The sequence below is a fragment of the Nocardia sp. NPDC127579 genome (genome assembly GCF_042672005.1).
In the GTDB taxonomy this organism is placed as follows: domain Bacteria; phylum Actinomycetota; class Actinomycetes; order Mycobacteriales; family Mycobacteriaceae; genus Nocardia.
The window spans coordinates 1,047,512-1,071,806 of record NZ_JBHXVZ010000001.1; the positions used below are offsets into that span (position 1 = coordinate 1,047,512).

At 69.0% G+C, this 24,295-nt stretch carries 19 protein-coding genes, 1 tRNA gene and 1 riboswitch; of the genes, 6 read left to right on the forward strand and 14 right to left on the reverse strand.

Translation table 11 applies throughout. From position 1 onward, the window contains the following. Positions 1-22 precede the first annotated feature (22 nt). Positions 23-211, forward strand: coding sequence for a hypothetical protein (locus ACFVMC_RS04365; protein WP_379206756.1), 189 nt, complete (start codon positions 23-25; stop codon positions 209-211). Here the strand turns inward: ACFVMC_RS04365 and ACFVMC_RS04370 are convergent. The 3 genes from ACFVMC_RS04370 to ACFVMC_RS04380 form a co-directional block, all read right to left on the reverse strand. After that, a complete protein-coding gene (locus ACFVMC_RS04370; RefSeq protein WP_379206758.1) occupies positions 208-1,536 on the reverse strand; it encodes a M1 family metallopeptidase in 1,329 nt (442 codons plus the stop codon). The two genes, ACFVMC_RS04365 and ACFVMC_RS04370, sit on opposite strands and share 4 nt — an antisense overlap. Continuing rightward, positions 1,536-5,453 carry a Pls/PosA family non-ribosomal peptide synthetase gene (locus ACFVMC_RS04375; protein ID WP_379206760.1) on the reverse strand — a complete coding sequence of 1,306 codons (3,918 nt, stop codon included), beginning with the start codon at positions 5,451-5,453 and terminating at the stop codon, positions 1,536-1,538. Before ACFVMC_RS04375 ends, ACFVMC_RS04370 begins: the two co-directional genes overlap by 1 nt. A gap of 203 nt (positions 5,454-5,656) precedes the next feature. Further along, on the reverse strand, positions 5,657-6,292 hold the full coding sequence (locus ACFVMC_RS04380; protein ID WP_379206762.1) for a LysE family translocator: 636 nt from the start codon (positions 6,290-6,292) through the stop codon (positions 5,657-5,659). A 125-nt stretch (positions 6,293-6,417) separates the two neighbouring features. Then, positions 6,418-6,532: riboswitch (SAM riboswitch) on the forward strand. A gap of 47 nt (positions 6,533-6,579) precedes the next feature. Between ACFVMC_RS04380 and ACFVMC_RS04385 the strand changes: the two genes are divergently transcribed. The 4 genes from ACFVMC_RS04385 (at position 6,580) to ACFVMC_RS04400 (ending at position 11,036) form a co-directional block, all read left to right on the forward strand. Then, positions 6,580-7,890: an aminotransferase class V-fold PLP-dependent enzyme gene (locus ACFVMC_RS04385; protein WP_379206764.1), complete on the forward strand. Its 1,311-nt coding sequence runs from the start codon at positions 6,580-6,582 to the stop codon at positions 7,888-7,890. Positions 7,891-7,914: 24 nt separating this feature from the next. Then, positions 7,915-8,547, forward strand: coding sequence for a TetR/AcrR family transcriptional regulator (locus ACFVMC_RS04390; protein WP_379206765.1), 633 nt, complete (start codon positions 7,915-7,917; stop codon positions 8,545-8,547). An 88-nt stretch (positions 8,548-8,635) separates the two neighbouring features. After that, positions 8,636-10,027: a lipase family protein gene (locus tag ACFVMC_RS04395; protein WP_379206767.1), complete on the forward strand. Its 1,392-nt coding sequence runs from the start codon at positions 8,636-8,638 to the stop codon at positions 10,025-10,027. A 292-nt stretch (positions 10,028-10,319) separates the two neighbouring features. Continuing rightward, entirely contained in the window at positions 10,320-11,036 is a 717-nt protein-coding gene (locus ACFVMC_RS04400) for a hypothetical protein (protein WP_379206769.1), read from the forward strand. A 137-nt stretch (positions 11,037-11,173) separates the two neighbouring features. Here ACFVMC_RS04400 and ACFVMC_RS04405 read toward each other — a convergent pair. From ACFVMC_RS04405 to ACFVMC_RS04425, 5 genes are all read right to left on the reverse strand, one after another. Then, positions 11,174-11,249, reverse strand: a tRNA-Thr gene (locus ACFVMC_RS04405). Between the two features lie 59 nt (positions 11,250-11,308). Continuing rightward, positions 11,309-12,550 carry a DNA polymerase III subunit delta' gene (locus tag ACFVMC_RS04410; RefSeq protein WP_379207816.1) on the reverse strand — a complete coding sequence of 414 codons (1,242 nt, stop codon included), beginning with the start codon at positions 12,548-12,550 and terminating at the stop codon, positions 11,309-11,311. 37 nt (positions 12,551-12,587) lie between these two features. Continuing rightward, on the reverse strand, positions 12,588-13,094 hold the full coding sequence (locus ACFVMC_RS04415) for a DUF664 domain-containing protein (RefSeq protein ID WP_379206770.1): 507 nt from the start codon (positions 13,092-13,094) through the stop codon (positions 12,588-12,590). A 69-nt stretch (positions 13,095-13,163) separates the two neighbouring features. Continuing rightward, on the reverse strand, positions 13,164-16,046 hold the full coding sequence (gene topA, locus ACFVMC_RS04420) for a type I DNA topoisomerase (protein WP_379206772.1): 2,883 nt from the start codon (positions 16,044-16,046) through the stop codon (positions 13,164-13,166). Between the two features lie 295 nt (positions 16,047-16,341). Further along, the gene (locus ACFVMC_RS04425; RefSeq protein WP_011206895.1) at positions 16,342-16,548 is read right to left on the reverse strand and encodes a cold-shock protein; all 207 of its coding nucleotides are present in this window, start codon (positions 16,546-16,548) and stop codon (positions 16,342-16,344) included. A gap of 446 nt (positions 16,549-16,994) precedes the next feature. Here ACFVMC_RS04425 and ACFVMC_RS04430 point away from each other — a divergent pair, with 446 nt between their 5' ends. After that, positions 16,995-19,343 (forward strand): DEAD/DEAH box helicase, encoded by a 2,349-nt coding sequence (locus ACFVMC_RS04430; RefSeq protein ID WP_379207818.1) that lies wholly within the window; start codon positions 16,995-16,997, stop codon positions 19,341-19,343. Positions 19,344-19,630: 287 nt separating this feature from the next. Here the strand turns inward: ACFVMC_RS04430 and ACFVMC_RS04435 are convergent, their stop codons facing one another. The 6 genes from ACFVMC_RS04435 to ACFVMC_RS04460 form a co-directional block, all read right to left on the reverse strand. After that, the gene (locus ACFVMC_RS04435; protein WP_379206774.1) at positions 19,631-20,380 is read right to left on the reverse strand and encodes an Rv3654c family TadE-like protein; all 750 of its coding nucleotides are present in this window, start codon (positions 20,378-20,380) and stop codon (positions 19,631-19,633) included. Then, positions 20,377-20,712, reverse strand: a complete 336-nt coding sequence (locus tag ACFVMC_RS04440; RefSeq protein WP_379206776.1) for a TadE family type IV pilus minor pilin — start codon at positions 20,710-20,712, stop codon at positions 20,377-20,379. The genes ACFVMC_RS04435 and ACFVMC_RS04440 overlap by 4 nt, the downstream gene beginning before the upstream one ends. Next, positions 20,709-20,888, reverse strand: coding sequence for a DUF4244 domain-containing protein (locus ACFVMC_RS04445; protein ID WP_379207820.1), 180 nt, complete (start codon positions 20,886-20,888; stop codon positions 20,709-20,711). Before ACFVMC_RS04445 ends, ACFVMC_RS04440 begins: the two co-directional genes overlap by 4 nt. A gap of 981 nt (positions 20,889-21,869) precedes the next feature. Then, positions 21,870-22,478 (reverse strand): type II secretion system F family protein, encoded by a 609-nt coding sequence (locus ACFVMC_RS04450; protein ID WP_379206778.1) that lies wholly within the window; start codon positions 22,476-22,478, stop codon positions 21,870-21,872. A 394-nt stretch (positions 22,479-22,872) separates the two neighbouring features. After that, on the reverse strand, positions 22,873-23,055 hold the full coding sequence (locus ACFVMC_RS04455) for a hypothetical protein (RefSeq protein ID WP_379206780.1): 183 nt from the start codon (positions 23,053-23,055) through the stop codon (positions 22,873-22,875). A gap of 201 nt (positions 23,056-23,256) precedes the next feature. Then, positions 23,257-23,916: a type II secretion system F family protein gene (locus ACFVMC_RS04460; RefSeq protein WP_379206781.1), complete on the reverse strand. Its 660-nt coding sequence runs from the start codon at positions 23,914-23,916 to the stop codon at positions 23,257-23,259. Positions 23,917-24,295 lie beyond the last annotated feature (379 nt).

Here is a 24,295-nt window from a genome sequence, read left to right on the forward strand (position 1 = left end):
GCAGAGAGGGCACGCGTCGACCATGAGTGACTCCTTGAAAGCACGTGTCCGCGCCAAGATCCTGCGTCAGCTCGCCGAAGACGGCGCTCCCGACTCCGAACTCGACGATCCACGCCAGATTGCGCTGACCACCGACCTCGATGATCTCGACAGCGTCGCCGACAACGACCCGCTGGTCGAGGAACTCGCTACCCGGTACCTGGTCTCCTAGCGCGCGGGCGGCGGCAGCGCGGGCAGTTGCTCGCGATACAGCCAGCTGTCCCACAGCGGCCGCAGCGGCACCGTGCTGTAGTGCCCGGCCAGATCCGTGAACTCCTCGGTGTCGACCGAGGCGTGCCGGTAGCGCGCGGTCCATTCCCGCAGCAGGTCGAAGAATGCCTGGTCACCCAGTTCCAGGCGTAGCGCGTGCAAGGTCAGCGCGCCGCGTTTGTACACCCGGTCGTCGAACATGTGCAGCGGGCCAGGGTCGCCGAGCAGCAGGTCCTGCGGCTGCCGGGACAGGTTGTGCCGGGCCGCCCGCGCCTGCTGGTCGGCGGTGGGCCCGCCGGACGCCTCGGACCAGATCCATTCCGCGTAGCAGGCGAAACCTTCGTGCAGCCAGATATCGCGCCACTGCCGGATGGTGAGGCTGTTGCCGAACCACTGGTGCGCCAGCTCGTGCGCCACCAACCGCTCCGCGCCCCGGCGGCCGTCGCAGTGATTCGCGCCGAAGACCGAGATCCCCTGCGCCTCGATCGGAATCTCGAGTTCGTCATCGGTGACCACCACCGTGTAGGCGTCGAACGGATATGGCCCGAACCGCTCGACGAACAACTCCATCATCTGCGGCTGTCGCGCGAAATCGTGCTCGAACGCGGCGCGCAGCCGGGTGGGCAGCACGGCCTGCATCGGCACCGGCCCCGGACCCAGCCGGTATTTCTGATAGGGCCCGATCTGGATCGTCGCCAGATAGGTCGACATCGGCTCGGACTGCTCGTACACCCAGGTGGTCTGGCTGGCTTTGGTCTGCTTGCGCAGCAGGGTGCCGTTGGCCAGGGCGTAGAACGGGCTGTCGGTGGTGATCGAAACGCGGAAGCTGGCTTTGGCGCTCGGGTGATCATCACAGGGGAACCAGGAGGCCGCGCCATTGGGCTGACTGGCCACCAGCGCCCCCTCGGTCAGCTCCTCCCAGCCGACCTCGCCCCACGGACCCCGCACCGGCTTCGGCACACCCGCGTATTGGACCACCAGCACCAGCGCACCGCCCGCCGGGATCTTCTGCGCGGGCGTGATCACCAGCTTGCCGCGCTGATGGACGTACCGCGCGGCCTTCGCGCCGTTGACGAAAACCTTACTGACACTCAGTGATTGGGACAGATCCAGGGCGAACCGGTCCCGGGCCGCGGTACTGACCGCGGTGATCTCGGCGCGGCCGGTGAGCCGGTTGCTGGCGACCTTGTACACCAGAGTCAGCTCGTAGCGCGAGACCCGGTAACCGCGGTTGCCGTTCTGCGGCAGGTATTCATCGATCGGGGACTCGTAGAACTTCCCCGGCATCAACGCCCCGTTCCCGGGTCACCCGTCCACGGCGCGATGGGATTGCCCCACCAGCGAGTCGACGGCGGCACCGCGTCACCGCGCATGACCAGCGAGGCGGGCCCGATGGTGGCGCCTGCGCCGATCCGGGAGGCGGGCAGCGCGACACAGTGCGGGCCGAGCGTGGCGCCCGGATCGAGGGTGACGGTGTCCATGGCCATGATGCGATCGTGGAACAGATGGGTCTGCACCACACAGCCCCGCTCCACGGTCGCGCCGTCGCCGAGTGTCACCAGATCCGCCTCCGGTAGCCAGTAGGACTCGCACCATACCCCGCGGCCGATCTTCGCGCCGAGTCCACGCAGCCACACATTGAGCACCGGGGTGCCGGTCGCGGCGCGCGCGAACCACGGCGCGGCCACGGTCTCGACGAAGGTGTCGGAGACCTCGTTGCGCCAGACGAACGAGCTCCACAGCGGATGCTCCTCGGCCGGGATCCGGCCCACCAGCAGCCATTTCGCGGCCACCGCGGTACCGCAGGCGAACGCGCCCGCGACCAGCAGCACCACGCCGCTGAGCAGCGCGGCCGTCAGGTGACCGAAGCGCTGCGCCAGCCAGGCCAGTGCGAAGAGCACCGCGAGCCCGATCGCGAAGGTCACGAAAACCGGTATCAGCCTGCATGTTTCGACGATCGCGCGGGCCACCCGCAGCCGCGTCGGCGGATCGAAGGTGCGTTCGGTATCGGCGCTCTCGGAGGCGCGGCGCAGCCGGACCGGCGGGCTGCCCAGCCACGACGAACCCGCCTTCGCCTTGCTCGGCGCGGCCGAAAGTACCGCTACCAAGCCATTCTTCGGCACTCGGCGACCCGGCGCGGTCATCCCGGAGTTACCGAGAAACGCCCGCTTGCCGACCTTCGCCTCGCCGATTCGCAGCCAGCCGCCGCCCAACTCGTAGCTGGCGATCATGGTGTCGTCGGCCAGGAACGCGCCGTCGGCGACCGTGGTGAATTTCGGCAGCAGCAGTACCGTCGACGCCTCCACCCGCTTGCCGACCTTGGCGCCGAGCAGTCGCAGCCAGACCGGGGTGAGCAGGCTGGCGTACAGCGGGAACAGGAACGTGCGCGCGCCGTCGAGCAGCCGCTCGGTGGACCAGGCCTGCCAGCCCACCCGGCTGCGCACCGGGTGATACCCCTCGGTCAGCCCGATACTGAACAGCCGCACGGCCACGATCGTGATCGCGGCGTAGAGGCCGAGGCTGAGCAGCATGGCCACCGGCAGGATCGCGAAAGCACGGGCCAATCCGGCGGTGAGTGTGGCGGTGTCACGAACCCACCAGGCGATGAACGCGCCGCCCGCGCCGATACCCAGGATCGGCACCGCCGCCAGCACCATCGAGGTGACCCCGAAGATCAGCACCCAGTGCGCGGCCCGGGCCGGGGTGCTGTCGGGCCAGCGATGCCGCGCCTTGCCGACTTTCACCGCGGGCGAGCCCGCCCACTCCTGCTCGGCCTTGACCTTGCCGGACACCGCCGAGCCCGGCGCGATCTCCGCGTTCTTCCCGATCTTGGTGCCGGGCAGCAGGATCGAGCGCGCGCCCACCACCGCGCCCGCCCCGATGGTGATCGGGCCGATGTGCACCAGGTCGCCGTCGATCCAGTAGCCGGACAGATCGACCTCGGGTTCGATGCTGCACCCGTCGCCGAGTTCGAGCATCCCGGTCACCGGCGGCAGCGTATGCAGATCGACGCCCGCGCCGATCTTCGCGCCGAGCGCACGCGCGAACGGAACCATCCACGGTGCGCCCGAAAGGTTCTCGGCGCCACTGGCCTCGGAGAGCCGGACCGCGGCCCACAGCCGCAGGTGCACCCAGCCACCGCGCGGGTGACTGCCCGGCTCGACACCGCGCAGCAGCACCCGCGACCCGAGGACGCACAGCGCCATCCGCCCGGGCGGGGAGATGAACAGCAGGAACGCCGCCAGCGCCCACCACCAGGACAGGTGCGGCAGCCACGGCAGCGCGCCGGAGCGGGCCGCGATATTGCCGACGATCGCCAGCCAGGTCAGCCACTGCATGCCGGTCAGCGTCGTCAGCGGAATGGTGGCCAGGACTTGGAACGCCTGGGCGCGCAACGGTGTCGGGGATACGACGCGTGCGTCGACGGCTTCGGCCGGTGCGCTGGCGTCCAGGAATTCGGCCAGCGCGCCGAGGCGCGGATGATCGTAGAGATCGGCGACCGCCACCCGCGGGTAGCGTTCGCGCAGCGCCGCCACCAGCTGAGCGGCCGACAGCGAACCGCCGCCGAGGTCGAAGAAGTCGCTGCCCGCTCCGGTGGCCTCCGCGCCGAGGATCGAATCCCACAGCCCCGCGACCCACTGCGCGGTCTCGGAGAGCCCTGGGTCCGCGTCGGCGTCTTTGTGCTTGGGTAGCGGCCACGGCAGGGCGTCGCGGTCGACCTTGCCGGAGGTGCGGGTGGGCAGCTCCGCCACCACCGCCAACCGTGGTACCAACGGTGCCGGAAGCTGGTCCGCCAGCAGGGATCTGGCAGCCGCGGCGTCGAAGTCCGGGCCCGGACCGGTCAGGTATCCGACCAGGATCTTGTTGCCCGCCTTCGTGGTCCGAATCGCCGCCGCCGCGCCGGTGACGCCGGGCAGGTGCTGTAGCGCGTTGTCGATCTCACCGAGTTCGATCCGCCGCCCGCCCAGCTTGATCTGATCGTCGGCCCGGCCGAGGAAGACCAGGCCCTGCGGGTCGTTGCGGACCAGATCGCCGCTGCGATAGGCGCGCTCCCACCCGACCGAGGGCAGCGGCGCGTATTTCTCCGCGTCCTTGGCCGGATCGAGATAGCGCGCCAGCCCGACACCGCCGATGACGAGTTCACCGGATTCGCCCGCCCCCACCGGGTTTCCGGCCGCGTCCACCACGGTGAGATCCCACCCGTCCAGCGGCAGGCCGATCCGGACGGGCCAGGTGCCATCGAGCAGCGCGGCGCACGCGACCACCGTGGCCTCGGTGGGGCCGTAGGTGTTCCACACCTCGCGCACCGAGTCCGGATCCCGGTTTCCCGCAAGCTTTTCCGCGAGTTCCGGCGGCACCGCCTCGCCGCCGAAGATGAGTAGTCGGACCGAGTCCAGCGCTTCGGCCGGCCAGGTGGCGGCCAGTGTCGGCACGGTCGACACCACGCTGATCTCCCGGCGCACCAGCCACGGCCCCAGATCCGCGCCGGTGCGCACCAGCGCGCGCGGCGCCGGGACCAGGCAGGCGCCGTGCCGCCAGGCCAGCCACATTTCCTCACAGGAGGCGTCGAAGGCCACCGACAGTCCGGCCAGCACCCGGTCACCCGGGCCGATCGGAGCGTCCTGGAGGAATAGCCGGGCCTCGGCGTCGACGAACGCCGCGGCGTTGCGGTGGGTGACCGCGACGCCCTTCGGCGTCCCGGTGGAGCCCGAGGTGAAAATGATCCAGGCGTCGTCGCCGGGGGTCGGCAGGTTCGTGGATTCGGCTGCGCCCGTAGCATTTTCGCCGCGCTCGATCCCCGCGGCGGTAACGATCGCGCTGACTCGCGCCTCGCCGAAGACCAGCCGGGCCCGCTCGTCGGGATCGTCGGCGTCGACCGGCACGTAGGCGGCACCGGCGTGCAGTACGGCAAGAATCGTGACGTAGAGCTCGCTGGTCCCCGAGGGCATCCGCACCCCGACCCGGTCGCCGGCGCGGACGCCCGCGGCGGCCAATCGCCCCACCACCGTGTCGATCTCGGCCAGCAGTTCGGTGTAGCCGAGCACCGTGGTTCCATCGTCGAGGGCGGGCGCGTCGGGGTAGGTGGCGGCGGTGGCGGCCAGGATATCGACCAGTGTCCGTGCGGGCGGCGCGAATTCCGCGCGCAGCAGCGGATCCGGGAGCGCTCCCCCGCTCGCTACCGCATCGACCTCCGGCTGGAGCATCCGTCCTGCCCACCTCTCATCGACCTACCAGCGCCGAGCTTCCGCGTCGAAACCCTCGTCGCACCCGGCGGCCGCCGGGTGCTGCGCGCGGTCCCGGTTAGCCCGGGACGGCGCAGATGATGCACGACCAGGGTTACCAGTGGGCAAACAAGGCGGTGACCAACTGTCCACGGTACCTCCGGTACCGGTGCCGACGCTGGACGCTAGGCGGCCGAGGTCGCGGTGCCGATACCGAGCGCGGCGAGGATTCCGGCGGAGACCTGCTCGAGCCGGTCCCGCACCGCGGGGCGCCGCAGCAGCGCCACGGCGCGGGACGCGAGCACCGCGACCAGCACCATTTCGATGGCGGCGATACCGGATTCGATGGCGCCGAGGGCCAGCGTGCCGGCGAAGGTGACCTCGGTGAGGAATTGCGGCAGCACGGCCAGATAGAACAGCCCGACCTTCGGGTTGAACAGACAGGAGACCAGCCCGGCGGCGAACGCCGAGCGAATGGGCGCGGGCACGGGCGTGGCCGCCTGCCCCGCCTGGTCCGCCGCCCCCGCCCGGCGTTGCTTGCGCAGGTCGATCAGCGCGCGAATTCCCAAGTACAGCAAGTACATTCCGCCGATCAGCTTGAGCAGCCGATAGGCCGTGGCCGACTGCTCGAGCAGAGCGGCGACCCCCGCCGCGACGACCACCGCCCAGACCAGGCCGCCCAGCGCCGAACCCACCGCCGCCGCGATCCCCGGTCGGGCATCCGCGAACGAGTAGCGCAGTACCAGGAAGGTATCCGGGCCGGGCGTGATCGAGAGCAGGATGCACAGGCCGATGAAGCTGAGCAGCAGCGAGGGAGTCACCTCTCCATGGGACCGCATTCGCCCCAAGAATGCAAGGTTATTCTCTCAATTGCATTTTCATGCAGTGCGCGACTCGGCGAAACTGCGGTTGACAGGCCGCCGATACGTCTGCCACTCTCGTTTCAGGTCATGAGTACCAGCGCTAAGCCCCGGCTAGCTGGTCGGCAACCCTCCTCCGCGGCGGGGTGCTCCGGGTGACGACCCGGCCGTTCGCCCACTCGGGCGCGGCAAGCGCGGACTCGACCGATCTCTCGATTGCGGGTCCCTGAATCGACGGGATTTTCGTGATGACCACTGTGGCCACCCAGACCTGCGCCCCGCTCGCCCGCGTCTCCGGCGACGACCTCCAGGTCCCCCTGGTACAGGGCGGCACCACCACCTACGCCAACTTCGACTACGCCGCCAGCGCACCCGCGCTGGCCCAGGTCACCGACCGGGTCCAACAGCTGCTGCCGTTCTACGCCAGCGTGCACCGCGGCGCGGGCTACGCCTCCCGCGTCTGCACCGAGAGCTACGAGTCGGCGCGCGGCTCGGTCACCCGTTTCCTGGACGCCGAGGACGACCAGGTCGTGATCTTCACCCGCAACACCACCGACTCGCTGAACCTGCTCGCCGCCTGCGTCCCCGGCGACACCGTGGTCCTCGACATCGAGCATCACGCCAACTTCCTGCCCTGGACCCGCCATGGCCGCCGCGTCGTGCGCGCCGCCGACACCCTCGAGGAGACCGTCCGGCTGCTGGTCGCCGAACTGTGCAGCAAGCCCGCCGCGCTGCTGGCCGTCACCGGCGCCTCCAATGTCACCGGCGAGGTGCTCCCGCTGGACCGGCTCGCCCAGATCGCGCACCAGTGCGGCGCGCGCATCCTGGTCGACGCCGCACAGCTGGCGCCGCACCGCCGAATCAGCCTGCGCGACACCGGCATCGACTATCTCGCGTTTTCCGGGCACAAGCTCTACGCCCCCTTCGGCGCGGGCGTGCTGGTCGGCCGACGCGACTGGCTCGATAGGGCCGAACCCTATCTGGCCGGTGGCGGCGCGGTCCGCGAGGTCACCACCACAGACGCGCGCTGGGCGCCCGCGCCGCAGCGCCACGAGGCCGGGTCGCCCAATGTGCTCGGCGCCGCCGCCCTCGCCGCGGCCTGCGACGCCCTGTGTCAGATCGCCCCCGAAACCCTCGTGGCCCACGAGCGCACGCTCGCGGACCGCCTGCGCGCTGGCCTGGCCGCCATTCCGGGAGTCACCCAGTTGCGGCTGTGGTCCGACAGCCCCGACATCGTCGGCATCGTCGCGTTCACCCTCGACGGATTCGCGCCCGGCGAAGTCGCCGCCTACCTGTCCGCCGAACACGGCATCGGCATTCGCGACGGCCGCTTCTGCGCCCATCCCCTGCTCGCTCGCCTGGGCCTGGACGGCGCGCTGCGCGCCAGCGTCGGCCTCGGCACCGGCACCGCCGATGTCGACCGCCTGATCCAGGCCGTCGCCACCCTGGTCGAACAGGGCCCCACCTGGTCCTACGCCAAGACCGACGGCCTGTGGAACCCCACCCCCGAAACCCGCGACTTCGCCGAGGGCAACGCGGGCGCGGCCGCCTGCCTCTGACACCGAGCACTACGCTGAGCGGCGATGGGTACGCCGCAGACCAGACACAGCTACGCCGGACAGTCGGTCCCGGAACGCCGCGCCGAACGGCGCGCCCTGTTCATCGACGCGGCACTGACCGTGTTCGCCGCCAGATCGTATGCGAAAAGCTCTGTGACAGAGATCTGTTCGGCGGCGGGACTGTCCCGGCGGCAGTTCTACGAGGAGTACTCCAGCCGCGAGGACCTGCTGATCGCCGCCTACGACGCGGCGCAGCAGGCCGCGCGGACGGCCGTCGCGGCGGCCGTGGCCGAGCATCCCGGCGGTTCGGCTCGTGAGCTGGTATCGGCCGGTCTGACCGCCTATTTGCACGCGGTGGTCACCGATATCCGCCGCGCCAAGATCGCCTACGTCGAGATCGTCGGCGTCAGCGATCGCGTCGAACAGCACCGGCTCGATGTGCGCGATGAATGGGCGCGCACCATCGAGGCCATCGCCTCGAACATCCCCGAGGTCCACGCCCCCGCCTGCGGCTGGCCCACCGCCATGGCCGGATTCATCGGTGCGCTCAACGGCGCGGCGCACCACTGGAGCATGGACGAGCACCGGCCGCCCGTCGGAGCACTGGTCGACATGCTCTCGACGCTGCTGTTCGCCTTGCTGATTCCCGACCACTGATTGCGATCCCCGTCACGTTCGTGCCATAGTTGCCCCCACCATTGAGACGCAGGTGTCTCAATGCGAAGGCAAGGATGTGGGTCGAGGGATGACCATGTGGAGATCACGCGCGCTACGCCGCACCGCGGCCGCGCTAGTCGGAATGAGCGCGCTACTGGCCGGAACCACCACGGCCGTCGCGGAACCGGAAACCCAACCGAGGATCCAGGCCCCGGCCCCGGTCCCGCTGCCACCGGAATTCGACGCCGCGTTCTACCAGCCGCCCGCCGACGTGGTCGCGAACACCCCGCCCGGCGGGCTCATCGCGGCCCGGCAGATCACGGTCGCCAACCTCGGGATCATCCCACTCAACGTCGACGCCTGGCAGGTCTCCTACCGCTCCAACAACACTGCCGGACAACCGATTCCGTCCGTCGCCACCTTGCTCAAACCGCGCGGCGTCAGTCCCGAGCCCCGCAAACTGCTGTCGGTGCAGATCGCCGAGGACTCGCTCGCGGGCTACTGCGCGCCGTCCTACGCGCTGCAATTCCTGTCCGTCGCCAGCTTCGCCGGTCAGATCGTGGCCCCCGCCGAATTCGTCTTCGCCCAGGCCGCGCTGCAACAGGGCTGGGCCGTCGTCATCCCCGACCATCAGGGACCCAACTCGGCGTACGCGGCCGGGCCGCTCGCCGGGCGGATCACCCTGGACGGCATCCGCGCGGCCACCGCGTTCGAACCGCTCGGCGTCGGTGACGCGCCGGTCGGCATGTACGGCTACTCGGGCGGGGCGCTGGCCACCCAGCACGCCGCCGAACTGAAGCAGAGCTACGCGCCGGAACTCAATGTGGTCGCCGCCGCCACCGGCGGCAACGGTCCCGACCTCGCCGCCGCGCTGAACATGGCCAACAATCAGGCCACCGCCGCACTGGTCTTCGCCGCCGTCATCGGATTGACCCGCGAATACCCGTATTTCGCCGAGTTCATCGACCGCACCATCGATCCGCTCGGCCGCGCGCTCATGATCGCCAAGGGCCCGCTGTGCGTCCAATACCAGTCCGCCCTGCTGCCCTTCCTGAATCTGAAGGGCATGCTGCGCACGCAGGGCGACCCGCTCGACGACCCGGCCGTGCGGCGCGTCATCGAGGAGACCCGCCTCGGCAAAACCGTCCCCGACATGCCGATGTTCGTGTGGCACTCACGCTGGGACGAGATCCTGCCCCTCGGCTCCGCCAACGCCATGGTCGACGCGTACTGCGCCACCCCCGGCACCCAGGTGCAATACACCCGCGACTGGGCCAGCGAACACATCGTCGCCGAAGTGAGCGGCGGCCCCGCCGCCCTGCTCTGGCTGCGTGACCGCCTCGACGGCGTTCCCGCCCAACCCGGTTGCAGCACCACCGACGTCCCGTCCATGGCCGCCGCCCCCGGCGTCCTCCCCTACGCGGGCTCTGTCCTGGGCGAAACCATCATGTCGTTCTTCGGCAAGCCGATCGGCGCCTAGACCGCCGCCCGTCCGATCACCACCACCCGCCTGCCGGCACGTCGTGTTCGCCGCCCCGGATTCGCCGGTCTTCCAGAGCATTCGCCGCGACTGGCCGAGCACCCTGATCGCCAACCCCTACCTCGGCCGTCGATGTCAGCGATAGCGGGCCGCGAAATGGCGCGGCGCCGGGAGAATCGCTGACATGACGGGTCTTGTGCTGACAGCGGAACGGCGGACCGAACTGGCGGAGTTGCTGGGGAATGCGCGGCGTCTGCGCGTCAGGTATCCGAAGCTCGCGGAGTATCTGGACGTGGCGCCTCGGCTGCGCGGGACGGATGATCCGGATGCGGACGCGGCCTTCGACCTGCGCGTCCTGCATTACACGACAGGTGGTGAGTCATCGACGGGTAATCCGTACTGGGACATCGTGAGACCGTCGCTGAGCGAGGTCGACGGTCGGCGCGTGATCGACGGCGGCATGCCAGGTGGAAGTGCGCGGCTGGCGTACGCGGAGACGATCTTGCAGGACATCTTCGCCTACGCGGTGCCGTCACCGGAGACCATCGCGTGGATCCGCGGGTTCGCCGACGGACGCAAGGTACTGGAGTTGGGCGCGGGGCGCGGCTACTGGAGCGGGCGGCTGGCCCACGCCGGCGTGGACGTCTCAGCCTTCGACTCGCATCCGCCCGGCACCGGGAACACGTCGTTCTCCGAAGCACTGATCCGAGATGAATGGTTCCCGGTCCGGGATCTGGCACGGTTCGCGGCAGAACCCGCTGCGGAGGCGGTCCTGTTCATGTGCTGGCCGCCGGGGTGGGGCGATGCGATGGCGTCGAATGCGTTGCGGACCTTCGAAGCAGCAGGCGGAAAGCACCTCGTCTACATCGGCGAACCTCGAGGCGGCCGGACCGGCGATGACGCGTTCTTCGATCGCCTCGACACCGCATGGACATTGGAATCGGTTGATACACAACATGTTACGTGGTGGAACCTCGCCGACATCGCGCAAGCATGGACACTGGGGTAGCCGCGGTCAGGTACACCGAAGCCCCGATGGAATCCCGCGCTTCACCGGAATCCGGGAGTCGCCCCCGCGCTTGTCGCACTCCTGGCAAGCGGAGACGCAGAAGGCCCTCCCCGGCGAACCGGAAAGGGCCTCTGATCTGGAGCCGCCTGGGGGAATCGAACCCCCGACCTTTTCATTACGAGTGAAGCGCTCTACCGACTGAGCTAAGGCGGCGTGCCCTTACGGGCGTCGCGAGTCTATCGTCTTGGTGTCCGGATCGCGAAAACGGCAGGTCAGGTGGACTGGGCGGCGATCAGGGTGGCGACCATGGCGGCCAGGGCGAAACGGGGCTTGACGTTCGTATCGAGGGCTTCGCGGCAGGCCAGGACGGCTTCGATGGAGCGGAGCAGGCCCTCGGGGCGGACACGATCGGCCAGATCATGGACCTGATCGGACAGGTCGGGGTGGGTGAGGGCGACGCCGGAACCGTTGCGGGCCGCGCCGAAACCGACGGCGAGTGCATCGCGGTAGAGACCGGCGATATCGATGAGTGCGCGGTCGAGGGCGTCGCGGCCCGTGCGGGTGGCGCGGGACTTCTGGCGACGCTCGAGATCCTTCAGCACACCCGCCGAACCGCGGGTGGCACTCGCCGCCCCCTTGCCGGTACCACCGGCCCCGAGCGCCGTCGCGAGCTCCTCACGTTCGCGCTCGTCGCGGACCGCGCTCATCTGCTTGGCCTCGTCATCGGCGGACTTCACCAGTTCGTCGGCGGCCGCGTAGGCCGCGCCGGGCCGGGCCACCGCCGCCACCAGCCCCAGCGCGCGCTGCCTGCGGGCGCGCGCGTCCTCGTCGGTGGCCAGGCGGCGAGCCCGGCCGACATGACCGCCGCTGATCGAAGCCGCCCAGGACGCCGTCTGTTCGTCGAGCTGATCGCGGTCGCGCAGCACCTGCGCGATAGCGGGCACCGACGGGGTGACCAGATGCACGTGACGGCAGCGCGAACGCAGGGTGATGGAGATGTCCTCCGGATCCACCGACGGCGCGCACAGCAGGAACACCGTGCGGTCCGGCGGCTCCTCGACCACCTTCAACAGCACATTGCCCGCGGCCTCGGTCAGCCGATCGGCGTCCTCGATGACGACCACCTGCCAGCGCCCGGTACTGGGCCGGCGCGCGGCGACCTGCACGATCTCGCGCATCTCCTTGGTGCTGATACTCAGCCCCTCGGGCACCACCCGCCGCACATCACCGTGCGTTCCCGCCATGGTCGTGGTGCAGGCGTGACAGCGACCGCAACCCGGTGTCCCGGCATCGGTGCATTGCAGCGCGGCCGCGAAACACAGCGCCGCGATCGACCGGCCGGAACCCGGCGGACCGGTGAACAGCCAGGAGTGCGTCATCGCGCCTTCCACCACCCCGGCGCGGGCCGCGATCGCGGCGGCCGTCAGCTCGGCTTCGACCGCATCCTGGCCGACGAGACGATCGAAGACACCTGGGGATTGGTGGGAGGCGGAACCGACGGGGTGGGTATGCACTGCCACGGGATACACCCTAGCGGGCGATACCGACAGCTCAGGACACTCGGCTGTAGGTGCTGTTCTGGCCGTCGAGCTCCTCGCGAATGATGTCGGCGTGCCCGCAATGGTGCGCGATCTCGCGCAGGATGTGCAGGATGGTGGTCCGCACCGACTGCCAGACCTGCCCCTGCACCCACGGATTCGTCGGTGTCGGAATCGAGGTGTCGAGGGTGTCCACCGTGCGGATCAGCTCGGCCGTCGCGGCGGCCGTCGCATCCCAGGCGGCGAGCAGCCCGGCCAGCGTCTCCTCCGGCGCCATCACGTATTCGCCGGCGAACGCGGCGACATCCAGTGCCGCGTGCTCGTCGCGGTCGACGATGACCTTGGTCCAGTGCCGTTCACAGTTGTTCAGGTGATGCAGCAGCCCGCCCAGCGTCAGCTCGCTGGCCGTGGTGCGCTTGCGCGCCTGATCGTCGTCGAGCCCGCGCACCGTGATCTTGAACAGCTCACGCTGGTCGGCGAGCATCGCGATCAGATCCTCGCGCTCCTGGTCGATGGCCATGCGAACCGTCCTTTCACCGTGCGATACCGCCTGAGGCTACGACGATTCCGGGCGCGTGGAAACCCGAACTCAAGCCTTCTTGGCGGCGGTCTTCTTCGCGGCGGCTTTTTTGGTGGTGGTCTTCTTGGCCGCCGTCTTCGCGGTGGTCTTCTTCGCCGCCGTCTTCTTGGCGGGCGTCTTCTTCGCCGCGGCCTTCTTGGCCGTCTTCTTCACCGGCCCGCGTGCGCGCCGATCCGCCAGCAGCTCCGAAGCCCGCTCGTCGGTGATGGATTCGACCTCGTCACCCTTGCGCAGGCTGGCGTTGGTCTCACCGTCGGTGACATAGGGACCGAAACGGCCGTCCTTGATCACCATCGGTTTACCGGTGGCGGCGTCGTTGCCCAGCTCACGCAGCGGCGCCGTGCTCGCGGCCTGACGCCCGCGGCGCTTGGGCTCGGCGAAGAGTTTCAGCGCCTCCTCCAGCGTCACGGTGAAGAGCTGGTCCTCGGTGGCCAGCGACCGTGAATCGCTGCCCTTCTTCAGATACGGGCCGTAGCGGCCGTTGAGCGCGCTGATCTCTTCGCCCGAGGCCGGATCTGCGCCCACCACGCGCGGCAGCGACAGTAGTTTCAGCGCGTCCTCGAGGGTGATCGTCTCCAGATCCATCGTCTTGAGCAGCGAACCCGTACGCGGTTTGGGCGCGTCGGCCGCCTTCTTCGCCGTCTTCTTGGCGGGCGCCTCGGCGGCTTCGGCGGGCGGTTCGGGCAGGATCTCGGTCACGTACGGACCGAAACGTCCTTCCTTGGCCACGATCTCGTTCCCGGACACCGGGTCGACACCGAGCTTGCGGCCCTCCTGCGGAGTCGAGAACAGCTTCTCCGCGACCTCGAGGGTCAGCTCGTCCGGCGGTAGGTCGTCGGGCAGATTCGCCCGCTGCGAGATCGAATCACCTTCCGGGTCATCGGGATTGGTGATCATCCGCTCCAGGTACGGTCCGAACCGGCCGACCCGGACCACCACGTCGCGGCCCTGCGCATCGCTGAACAGCTTGATCGAATTGACCTCGCGGGCATCGATGTCGTCGAGCCGCTCGCCGACCATCTTCTTCAGCCCGCCCGAACGCGCGACCGAACCCTCGACACCGTGATCGCCACCGAAATAGAAGGAGGACAACCAGTTTCCGCGCTGTTCGCGGCCACCGGCGATGGCGTCCAGATCGTCTTCCATGGCGGCGGTGAAGTCGAAGTCGACCAGGCGGCCGAAATACGACTCCAGCAGCCCGATCACCGCGAACGCCACCCACGACGGCACCAGCGCACTACCGCGCTTGTAGACATAGCCGCGGTCCAGGATCGTCTTGATGATCGAGGAATAGGTGGACGGGCGGCCGATCCCGAGCTCCTCGAGCGTCTTGATCAGCGAAGCCTCGGTGAAGCGCGCGGGCGGATTCGTGCTGTGCCCATCGGGATTCAGCTCGACCGCCGTGACGCCCTGCCCCTCGTCCAGTGCGGGCAAACGGGATTCGGCGTCGTCGGACTGGCCGCCCGCCTCCTCGTCCACACTCTCGACATAGGCCTTGAGAAAGCCCGCGAAGGTGATGGTGCGGCCCGAGGCGGAGAACACGCATTCCTCGCCGGTGCCCGCGATGCCGTTGATCCGCAACGTCAGCGTGGTGCCCCGGGCATCGGCCATCTGTGAGGCGACGGTGCGCTGCCAGATCAGCTCGTAGAGCCGGAACTCGTCGTTGTCCAGCCGCGCGTGCAACTCGCCCGGCGTCTGGAAGGTATCGCCGGCGGGACGGATCGCCTCGTGCGCCTCCTGCGCGTTCTTCACCTTGCGGTTGTACTGGCGCGGCGACGGCGAAACGTATTCCGAACCGTAGAGCTGCGTCGCCTGCGAGCGCGCCGCATCGATCGCCGACTGCGACAGCGTGGTCGAGTCGGTACGCATGTAGGTGATGTAGCCGTTTTCGTAGAGCCGCTGCGCGACCCGCATGGTGCGCTCGGAGCTGAATCGCAGCTTGCGGCCCGCCTCCTGCTGCAACGTCGAGGTCATGAACGGCGGATACGGCTTGCGCGAGTACGGCTTCGACTCCGCCGAGGACACCACCAGATCGGCGCCGTCCAGGGCCTCCGCGAGCCGGCGGGCGTGCGCCTCGTCCAGCACGACGACGCCGCTGCCCTTGAGCTGGCCGTCCGCGCCGAAATCCCGGCCGCTGGCCACGCGCGCGCCGTCGACCTGGACCAGCCGCGCACCGAAGGTCCGCGGATTGGCGGCATCGGTTCCAGCGCCCGCGCCCGCATCGAGTTTGGCTGCGATATCCCAGTATTCGGCCGAACGGAACGCCATGCGCTCACGCTCACGCTGCACGATCACCCGGGTCGCGACCGACTGCACGCGGCCCGCCGACAGGCGCGGCAGCACCTTCTTCCACAGCACCGGACTGACCTCGTAGCCGTAGAGGCGGTCCAGGATGCGGCGGGTCTCCTGCGCGTCGACCAGATCGTTGTCCAGCTCGCGGGTATCCGCGGCGGCGGCCCGGATGGCCGGTTCGGTGATCTCGTGGAACACCATGCGGCGCACCGGCACCTTGGGCTTGAGCGTCTCCAGCAAGTGCCAGGCGATCGCCTCGCCCTCACGGTCGGGGTCGGTGGCGAGATAGAGCTCGTCGGCGTCCTTGAGCAGACTCTTCAGCTCGGAGACCTTGGCCTTCTTGTCCGGGCTGACCACGTAGACGGGTTCGAAGTCGTTGTCGACGTCGACGCCAAGGCGGCCCCAGGATTCGTTCTTGTACTTGGCCGGAACGTCCGCGGCATTGCGCGGCAGGTCCCGGATATGACCGACAGAGGCTTCGACCGTGTAGTTGCGACCCAGGTACGGCGCGATCTTGCGGGCCTTGGTCGGGGACTCGACGATCACGAGACGACGCAGGGGACGGCCCTGGTCGGCTGTACCGAGGTCTCGTGCTGCCACCGGCGAATACACCTTTCCTTCTCGACCCGCGTGACGCTGTTGCGTCCTGCACGCGGTTGGGGCAAGCGATGGCACCCTCTGCCGCCGCTACCAGACACGTTTATACCTTGATGTTGGTTGCGGGCGATTGCTTGCGACCCCGAACCACCGAGCGTACGTGGTAACCGAACCCCAGTATGCAGTGTGTGGAGCGGAAGGTGCCGTATGCCACTCGGTGTCGTGCCTTACCCCAGATATAGCTCGTCCCCCACCTCCGTTACCCGGCGGTGAGGGACGAGCTGATGGATTGCGTCGCTCAGCTGAGCGCGCGAACTCCGGTGGCCTGCGGGCCCTTGGTGCCCTGGCCGACCTCGAACTCGACCTTCTGGTTCTCCTCGAGGGTGCGGAAGCCCGAACCCTGGATCTCGGAGTAGTGGACGAAGACGTCAGCGGAGCCGTCCTCGGGCGCGATGAAGCCGAACCCCTTCTCCGCGTTGAACCACTTCACAGTTCCCTGTGCCATTCTGTTCCTTCTCTTTTCTTACCGGAACGGCGGACAACTGGGTTCGTCCACCGGGCCCGTTCCGACCGTTGTACTGTTGGTTCCCCCTGCAAGGAAAGCACCAAGCACACCGTTCGCAACATCGATCCTGCTGACGGTTTGGACTTTGGATCCGTCCCTCGAACACAGAAGCTTGCGACCAGGAACCAGTGAACCATGTCTTCGAGCAATTCAACAGTCGAGTTACCGACAATTTGCAAAAAAGTTGATCTTGCGAATGCGCAGGTGAGGGACACAATGGGTGAATCCAGACTCGTGGTTCGTTTGCCCCTGGATAACCTAGTGAGCATCTGGCAAACCCCCTGTGACCCGGATCGCTATTTGGTATCGAAATGGCAGGTGGGCGTTGCTAACCGCACACGTTTCACACTTACTCGGCGTGTCGGATGCCCCACGTCGTGAATCCACTGGAGTCGGCAACCCTCGCGCACAGCATCCACGAGCCCAGCTACGGGCGATCGTTGCTGAATCGTGTCCTACCCGGTGACCCCCGACTCACCCATGTCGTAGAGCTACCGGCACGGCCTCCCGAGCACACCTCCTGGCCCGGGTGGGCACCGCCCCAAGTGGTCGACGCGCTGCGCGCCACCGGAATAGAACAGCCCTGGAGTCACCAGACGCGGACCGCCGAACTCGCCATGGGCGGACAGCACGTCGTGGTCAGCACCGGCACCGCCTCCGGAAAATCGCTGGGATACCAACTGCCCGTACTCACCGCACTGCACACCGACCCCCGCGCCACCGCCCTGTATCTGGCGCCCACCAAAGCTCTGGGCGCGGACCAACTGCGCGCGATCGGCGCGCTGACCGACGCCGCAACGTTGCGCGATATCCACCCCGCCACCTACGACGGCGACACCCCCGCCGAGGTCAGGCAGTGGGTGCGGGCCAACGCGCGCTGGATCTTCACCAACCCCGACATGCTGCATGTGGGAATTCTGCGCTCTCACCAACGCTGGGCACGGGTGCTGCGGCAGCTGCGCTACATCGTGATCGACGAATGCCACGCCTACCGCGGCGTCTTCGGCTCGCACGTGGCACTCGTGCTGCGGCGGTTGCACCGCCTCGCCCGGTACTACGGAGCGGATCCGGTATTCGTGCTGTGCTCGGCGACTACCGGCGAACCCGCGGCCGCCGCCACCCGGCTGATCGGCGCGCCCTGCGTCGCCGTCAGCGCGGACGGATCACCGCAGGGCGCGCGCACCGTCGCCCTGGTCGAACCACCCCTGACCACACTGACCGGCGAAAACGGCGCTCCCATCCGGCGCTCGGCGACCGCCGAGGCCGCCGGGATCATGGCCGATCTGGTCGCCGAGGGAGCGCGGACGCTGACCTTCGTGCGCTCCCGGCGGGCCGCCGAACTCATCGCGCTGGACACCCGGCAGCGGTTACACGAAGTGGATCCCGAACTCGCCCAGCGGATCGCGGCCTATCGCGCCGGATACCTGGGCGAGGATCGACGCGCGCTGGAAGCGGCACTGTCCGACGGCACCCTGCTCGGCGCGGCGACCACCAACGCGCTGGAACTCGGTGTCGACATCGCCGGGCTGGACGCGGTCGTGATGTCCGGATTCCCGGGGACAGTGGCCTCCTTCTGGCAGCAGGCGGGCCGAGCCGGGCGGCGCACCCAGGGGTCACTGGTCCTGCTGGTGGCCAGGGACGATCCGCTCGACACCTACCTGGTGCGGAATCCGGAAGCGCTGCTGGACAAGCCGGTCGAGGCCACCATCACCGACCCGCACAACCCCTACGTCCTCGGGCCGCAATTGCTGTGCGCGGCGCTGGAACTCCCGCTCACCGACGCCGAGGTGGACGCCCTCGAGGCCCGCGACCTGATGGCTGATCTCGCAGCTCAGGGCCTGATTCGCCACCGGGCCCACGGCGGCGGGCGATGGTATGTGACCGATCCGCAGGCCGGGCCGCACGACGCCGTCGACGTGCGCGGCGGCATCGGGACGCCGGTAGCCATCGTGGACCGCGAGACCGGGCGGCTGCTCGGCACCGCCGACGCCGGGCGCGCACCCGCCACCCTGCACGACGGCGCGATCCATTTGCATCAGGGCGAGACCTATCTGGTCGACGAACTGGACCTCGAGGACGGGGTCGCGTTCGTGACCGCCGTCGATCCCGGCTTCACCACCAGCGCGCGACAGCGCACGTCCATCGAGATCGACGCCATCGCGGTCGAGCACCGCCACGGCGCGGTGACCAGCGGATTGGCCGAGGTCCTGGTGACCAGCCAGGTGATCGGCTACCTGCGCACGCTGCGCACCGGCGAGGTGCTCGACCTCGTCGAACTGGATCTGCCGGCGCAGACCCTGCCCACCCGGGCCGTCTTCTACACCGTCACACCCGAACTGCTGGACCGGGCGGGCATCGAACCGGCCGATGTACCCGGCGCCCTGCACGCGGCCGAGCACGCCGCGATCGGCCTGCTCCCCCTGGTCGCGACCTGCGACCGGTGGGATATCGGCGGCGTCTCCATCGCCGAGCATCCAGACACCGGGCTGCCGACCGTCTTCGTCTACGACGGGCAGCCCGGCGGGGCCGGATTCGCCGAGCGTGGCTTCGCTCGCCTGCGGCAGTGGCTGGCCGCGACGCGGGCGACCATCCGGGGCTGTGGATGCGCCACGGGGTGCCCGTCCTGCGTGCAGTCACCCAAGTGCGGCAACGGTAATCACCCCCTGCACAAGGGGGCCGCGGCCCGGCTGTTGACCGCCGTACTCGGCGAGTTGGGGCCGGAATCCGATTCGTGACGGCGTCGCGTTCGCGGCGTGACCGGGCCGCCACCTGGCTGGTCGATCACCAGGTCGGCGCGGTTCGGGCCGGGTCGGGTCGCCCCGAGCGGTCGGCCCGCGAATAAAAAGGACCGATTTCATGTTAACTGGGTCATTGCCGTAGTCCATTCCAACGCGACGTGCGGTTTTATTCGAATGGCTTGATGGGTTCACGCATAAATAGAACTCGAGTCGCATTTGTCGGTCATCGCAATTACCGGAATTGCGCGCAATCGGTTCGCCGCGCGGTAAGTCGGCAGTGCGTCTCACAGTTCCTCCTCGACCGGTCCGGCTCGGGCAACCGCGCTAACTTCACGAAGACCAAACAGACCCATTGGTACATTTCGTTCGGCCGTCACAGTTACATCCCATTGCGCCGCCTCGCACCCGCGCATCCGCGCACCCATAAGCCGCACGATCTCCCCCGCCGCGGCACACCCCTCCTCCGGACCCGCCACCAATGCACCGGCTCCCGCCAGCGCCCCCAAGTCCGCGGCCGCCTGCACCCGATGCCGCGCCACCACCCCAACCCCCACCTCACCGATCAATCCTGTAGCCACGATCAACCCCGCCAACGCCAAGCACGCCGCGACCGTCGCACCCCCACCGTCCCCCCGCCACCGATCACCACGCGCCCGCACCGTTACCCCTCGCCTCGAAGGCCACCGAGCGATCTCGCCCACCGCTTTCCCCGCCGAACCACGAACGACGATCCGGCACACGGCAGCTCGAAGCGTGCGGGTCCGAGGTGTGGGCGTTCGAGACGCGGCGCGGTTCGAGACGCGGGGGCTCGAGGCGCGGGGCGTCGGGGAAACGGTGACAGGCGGATGATTCGGGCTGGAGTCGTCGCTCCGGGTTCTCGCGCTGCGGGGTCCTGGGCGCGGGAGTTTCGAGGCGCAAGGACTCGGGGCGCAAGGACTCGGGGCGCAAGGGCTCGGGGCGTATGGAGGTTGGAGGCGCAGGGGCTGTGGGACGCGAGAGTTCGGGGAGGGCGGGGCGATTCGGGGTGGGGTCATGGGGTGACTCCGGGTTCTCGAGCGGCGGTGGCGGCTGCACGCAGGACCAGTGGGAGGAGGGGTGGGCGGATGGAGACGACGGCGGTGACGTGGTCGCCTTCGGTGCGCAAGGTGATGTCGGCGCCGGGTGGTGCGACGCGACGGGCGAACGACAGGGCGTTGTCGTGATCGCCGCGGGCAGCCAAGCGGGCGGCTTCCCGCGCGGCGTCGACACAGCGCACCTGTGTCGACGCCGCCAGCAACGCACCGAAACACAGTGCGACCGCGACCATGACCGCACTCAGCGCGATCGCCGCCTCCACCGTCACCGCACCCCGGTCGCCGCGCCTCACACCGCGGTGTTGAGCGCCTTGTCGATGATCTTCGTCAACGCGTCGACAATCGACTCCCCGGTCACCACGGCGTAGAGCACCGCCCCGAACGCCGCCGCCGCGATCGTGCCGATCGCGTACTCCACCGTGCTCATCCCGTCGTCGGCCACCGCAGCCCGGACCACCCGAAACCTCAGCTCCCGGTACGCCCGCCCGACGGCCTCCACCACCCGAACGGTCAGCGGTACGGTCACCGAAGCCAGCGATACGGTCATCGAACCGCTCGGTGCGACGGAACACTCCGATTGTGAAACGCGCGCGGCACTTTCGAGCCCCTCCCGCGCTAGCGACACTGCGGCGCTTCGAGGCCGCTGCACTGGACTCGAGCCGGTGTCGGCCATCTTCTCGCCGCTCGTTGTACCGCCGACCTCGTCCGTGCGCCGTCGTCGACGACCGGTCCAGCGCCCTCCGAAACCACCTCCGCATGGCATAGCGCAGATCGGTCGACCAGGTCGACCCGGGAGCGCGGTGGGCCGAGCCGTGTGGGCCGGGTTCGGAGGCACAACTTGCGAAGCGGCCTCCGAACTGTGGACCACATTCGGAGACACAGGTTGCGAGGTGGGCCCCAAACTGTGGATCAGATCTGAAGACACGGCCTTCGGGCTGGAAACAGGAGTGTGGATCAAGCCCGAGGGCGGAGCCTTTGGGGTGGGCTGAGTGGTGTGGGCCAGGTTCAGCGGCACAGGTTGCGAAGCCATCCCCGAGCTGTGGACCAGATTCGGCGACACAGGTTGCGAGGCGGGCCGTGAACTGTGGGTCAGGCCCAACGGCAGGGCCTGCGAGGTGGGCCCAGTGGCGTGGACCGGGTTCGGAGACACGGGTTGCGAAGCCACCCCCGAGCTGTGGACCAGATTTGGCGACACAGGCTGTGAGGTCGGCCCCGAGCTGTGGATCAAGCCCGAAGACAGGGCCTGCGGGGTGGAAACAGGAGTGCGGGTCGAGCCCGCAGGCACAGGTTGTGGGGCGGGGATCGGGTTGGGGGGCATGGGTTGTGGGGTGGGTGTGGCGGTGGGTGGCGGTCGGTGCACGGTGGCATCGGGTGCAGGTTCGTTTCGCATCGGGCTCCCCTATCTCTCGGGTCCGCGCGGTCGTTCCGCGCGGGCAGGTCTTCGTCGTGGTCACAGGAGGCCGTCGCCGAGAACGCGGCCGGCCAGGCCGATCACCACGGGCACGATCCCCAGGCACAGGAAGGCGGGCAGAAAACACAGGCCAAGCGGACCACTGATCAGGACACCCGCACGCTCGGCGCGGGCTACGGCCGCGTCCTCGAGCGCGCTGCGGTACTGGTCGGCGAGTTCCGCCACGGCGAGTGCCAGCGAGGCCCCGGATCTGGCCGAGCGCCGTGCCATTCGCGCCAGTGCCTCCACCTGCTCGGCCCCGTCGCGCCCGGCCGTCTCGTGCACCGCGCGCTCCCAGGCCGTCGAAGCGTCGGCGCCCAACGCCAGCAGATCCGATGCGCGGCGCAAGGCGGCCCCGAGCACCTCGGGAGCGCACGGCGCCACCGCTCGTGCCGCTCCGCCCATCGGCAGACCGGCCCGCAGACACGCTGCCAGCAGATCGAAAACCGTAGCGACGTCCAGCGGATCGACCGGCCGCCCCCGAACCCGCTTGCGCGCCACCGGCTCCGCGGCACACCAGAGCCGCCGCGTCCGCCGCGTCATTCGCACCCGTCCCGGCGCCAGCATCACAGCCGCCGCCAGCAGCGCCAACGCACCAGCTCCAACCATCCCCAGCTCTCCTCATGTCATCCCCATCCTTCGAACGACCGCACCCTGGTATCGGCGGTATTGGGCCAGCACGCCGAAGCCGATGCAGAACGGCGGCTGAACAGGTTGTTCGTCCCTCGGAACAGGGACCACCACGGAAGTTCTCGACCGGGTCGCTGCACCCGGCCCGCGGTGCCCTCCGGGTAACCTCGGCCGCTCGACGACGTCGTCCGCCGAGCGCAGTGGACGAGAGCGGACGTCAACTTCTGGGCACATCGGCTGCCGCGCCGCGCGGAAGTGTCACGGCATGTCTGAGTTGTCCACACTGATCCCCAGTCGGGTCGTCTCCGGCTGGGTGCGTCACGACCGAGGTGTCGGCCTCGGGTACCAGTGCGGATCCGTCCACCCACCCGCGTCATGCGGGCGGAGAGTGCTCGCCGCCGGTCGGGAACACCGGAAACACCCACAGCGGCCCGACCGGCAGCACTGCCGCCCGCACCGCGACTGCCGCCATCGCCATCGCCATCGCCATCGCCATCGCCATCGCCATCGCCATCGCCATCGCCACGAGCAGGGTGGTGTGGGGCAGAACGCCCACCAAACGACCGGGTAACCGGCACCGACTCGGATTCACCCGAGGCAGAACCGCTTTCGAATCGGCGAGATGCCGCCGAATCACGAACAGCGGTGACAGCTGCCGGCGCAGACCCGCTCGCCGATCGGCCTGCTCCTGCTGACTCGAGCCCTGTGATGGTGCAGCGGGATGGTTCGAGGTTGTGCACAGCTGTCCCCAAGGGGTTCATGTCAGCACCTTTCGGGTGATGGTGTCGGTCCAGAGCAGGCCGGCGCAGGCCAGGGCGGTGCCGAGTGGGAGCAGGAGCGTGCCCGCGGGTTCGAGGAACAGGGTTTCGAGCGGGTCGGCGTTCATCAGCTGCCCCAGGGCCAGACCCAGTAGGGGTAGGTAGGCGAGAACGGTCGCGGTGGCGCGCGGCCCGGCGAGAGCGGCGTCGGCGCGGCTGCGAAAACGGGTGCGGCACAGCAGATCCGCACGAGCGGCGGCGAGCAGTTCGGCCAAGGCCAGCCCGTGCTGTTCGGCCACCTGCCAGGCAGTCGCGATCCTGGCGAGTTCAGGTGCGATGACGCTCACGGGGCACAGCAGACCGGCGGCCCCCGATCCGCCGAGTCGACTGCGGGCCGCACTGGTGGTGAAGGCCGCGGCGGCGAGACCACGCGACTCCCGAGCGGCCACCTCGGCGGCGGAACTCGGGTGCGCACCGACCCGCAATTCGCCGATCACCACCTCGAGCGCATCGAGCAGGTGCGCGGACTCGACCACCCGCGCACGCGCCCGCCGCGCTCGACGACCGCGAATCGCCACCGTCGCGATCACCAGCACCGCCGCGGTCAGCGGCCCCACCCCCACCAGCACGACCGCCGCCAAGACCAAACCGGTCGACACCGGAAACAGTAAGCGCGGCGCAAACTTTCGTATCGAACCCCGCTTGCCGAACACCGCCCGATACCTCCGGCGAGCTGGCGCAGCCGGGACCACCACCAGCGCGATGACTACACATACCACCGCGAACATCACCAAACCCCTCCTCCCGCAGCACCCGCATCCTTCGCCCCACACGCAGCGCACAGCCACCAACGAATCCGCTCCAACGACGCTTGGCCTCGCCAACCACGAATCCGCACCAACGGCCCTCGGCCCCGCCAACCACGAATCCGCACCAACGGCCCTCGGCCCCGCCAACCACGAATCCGCACCAACAGCCCCCGGCCCCACCAACCACGAACCCACACCAACGCCCCCCGGCCCCGCCAACCACGAATCC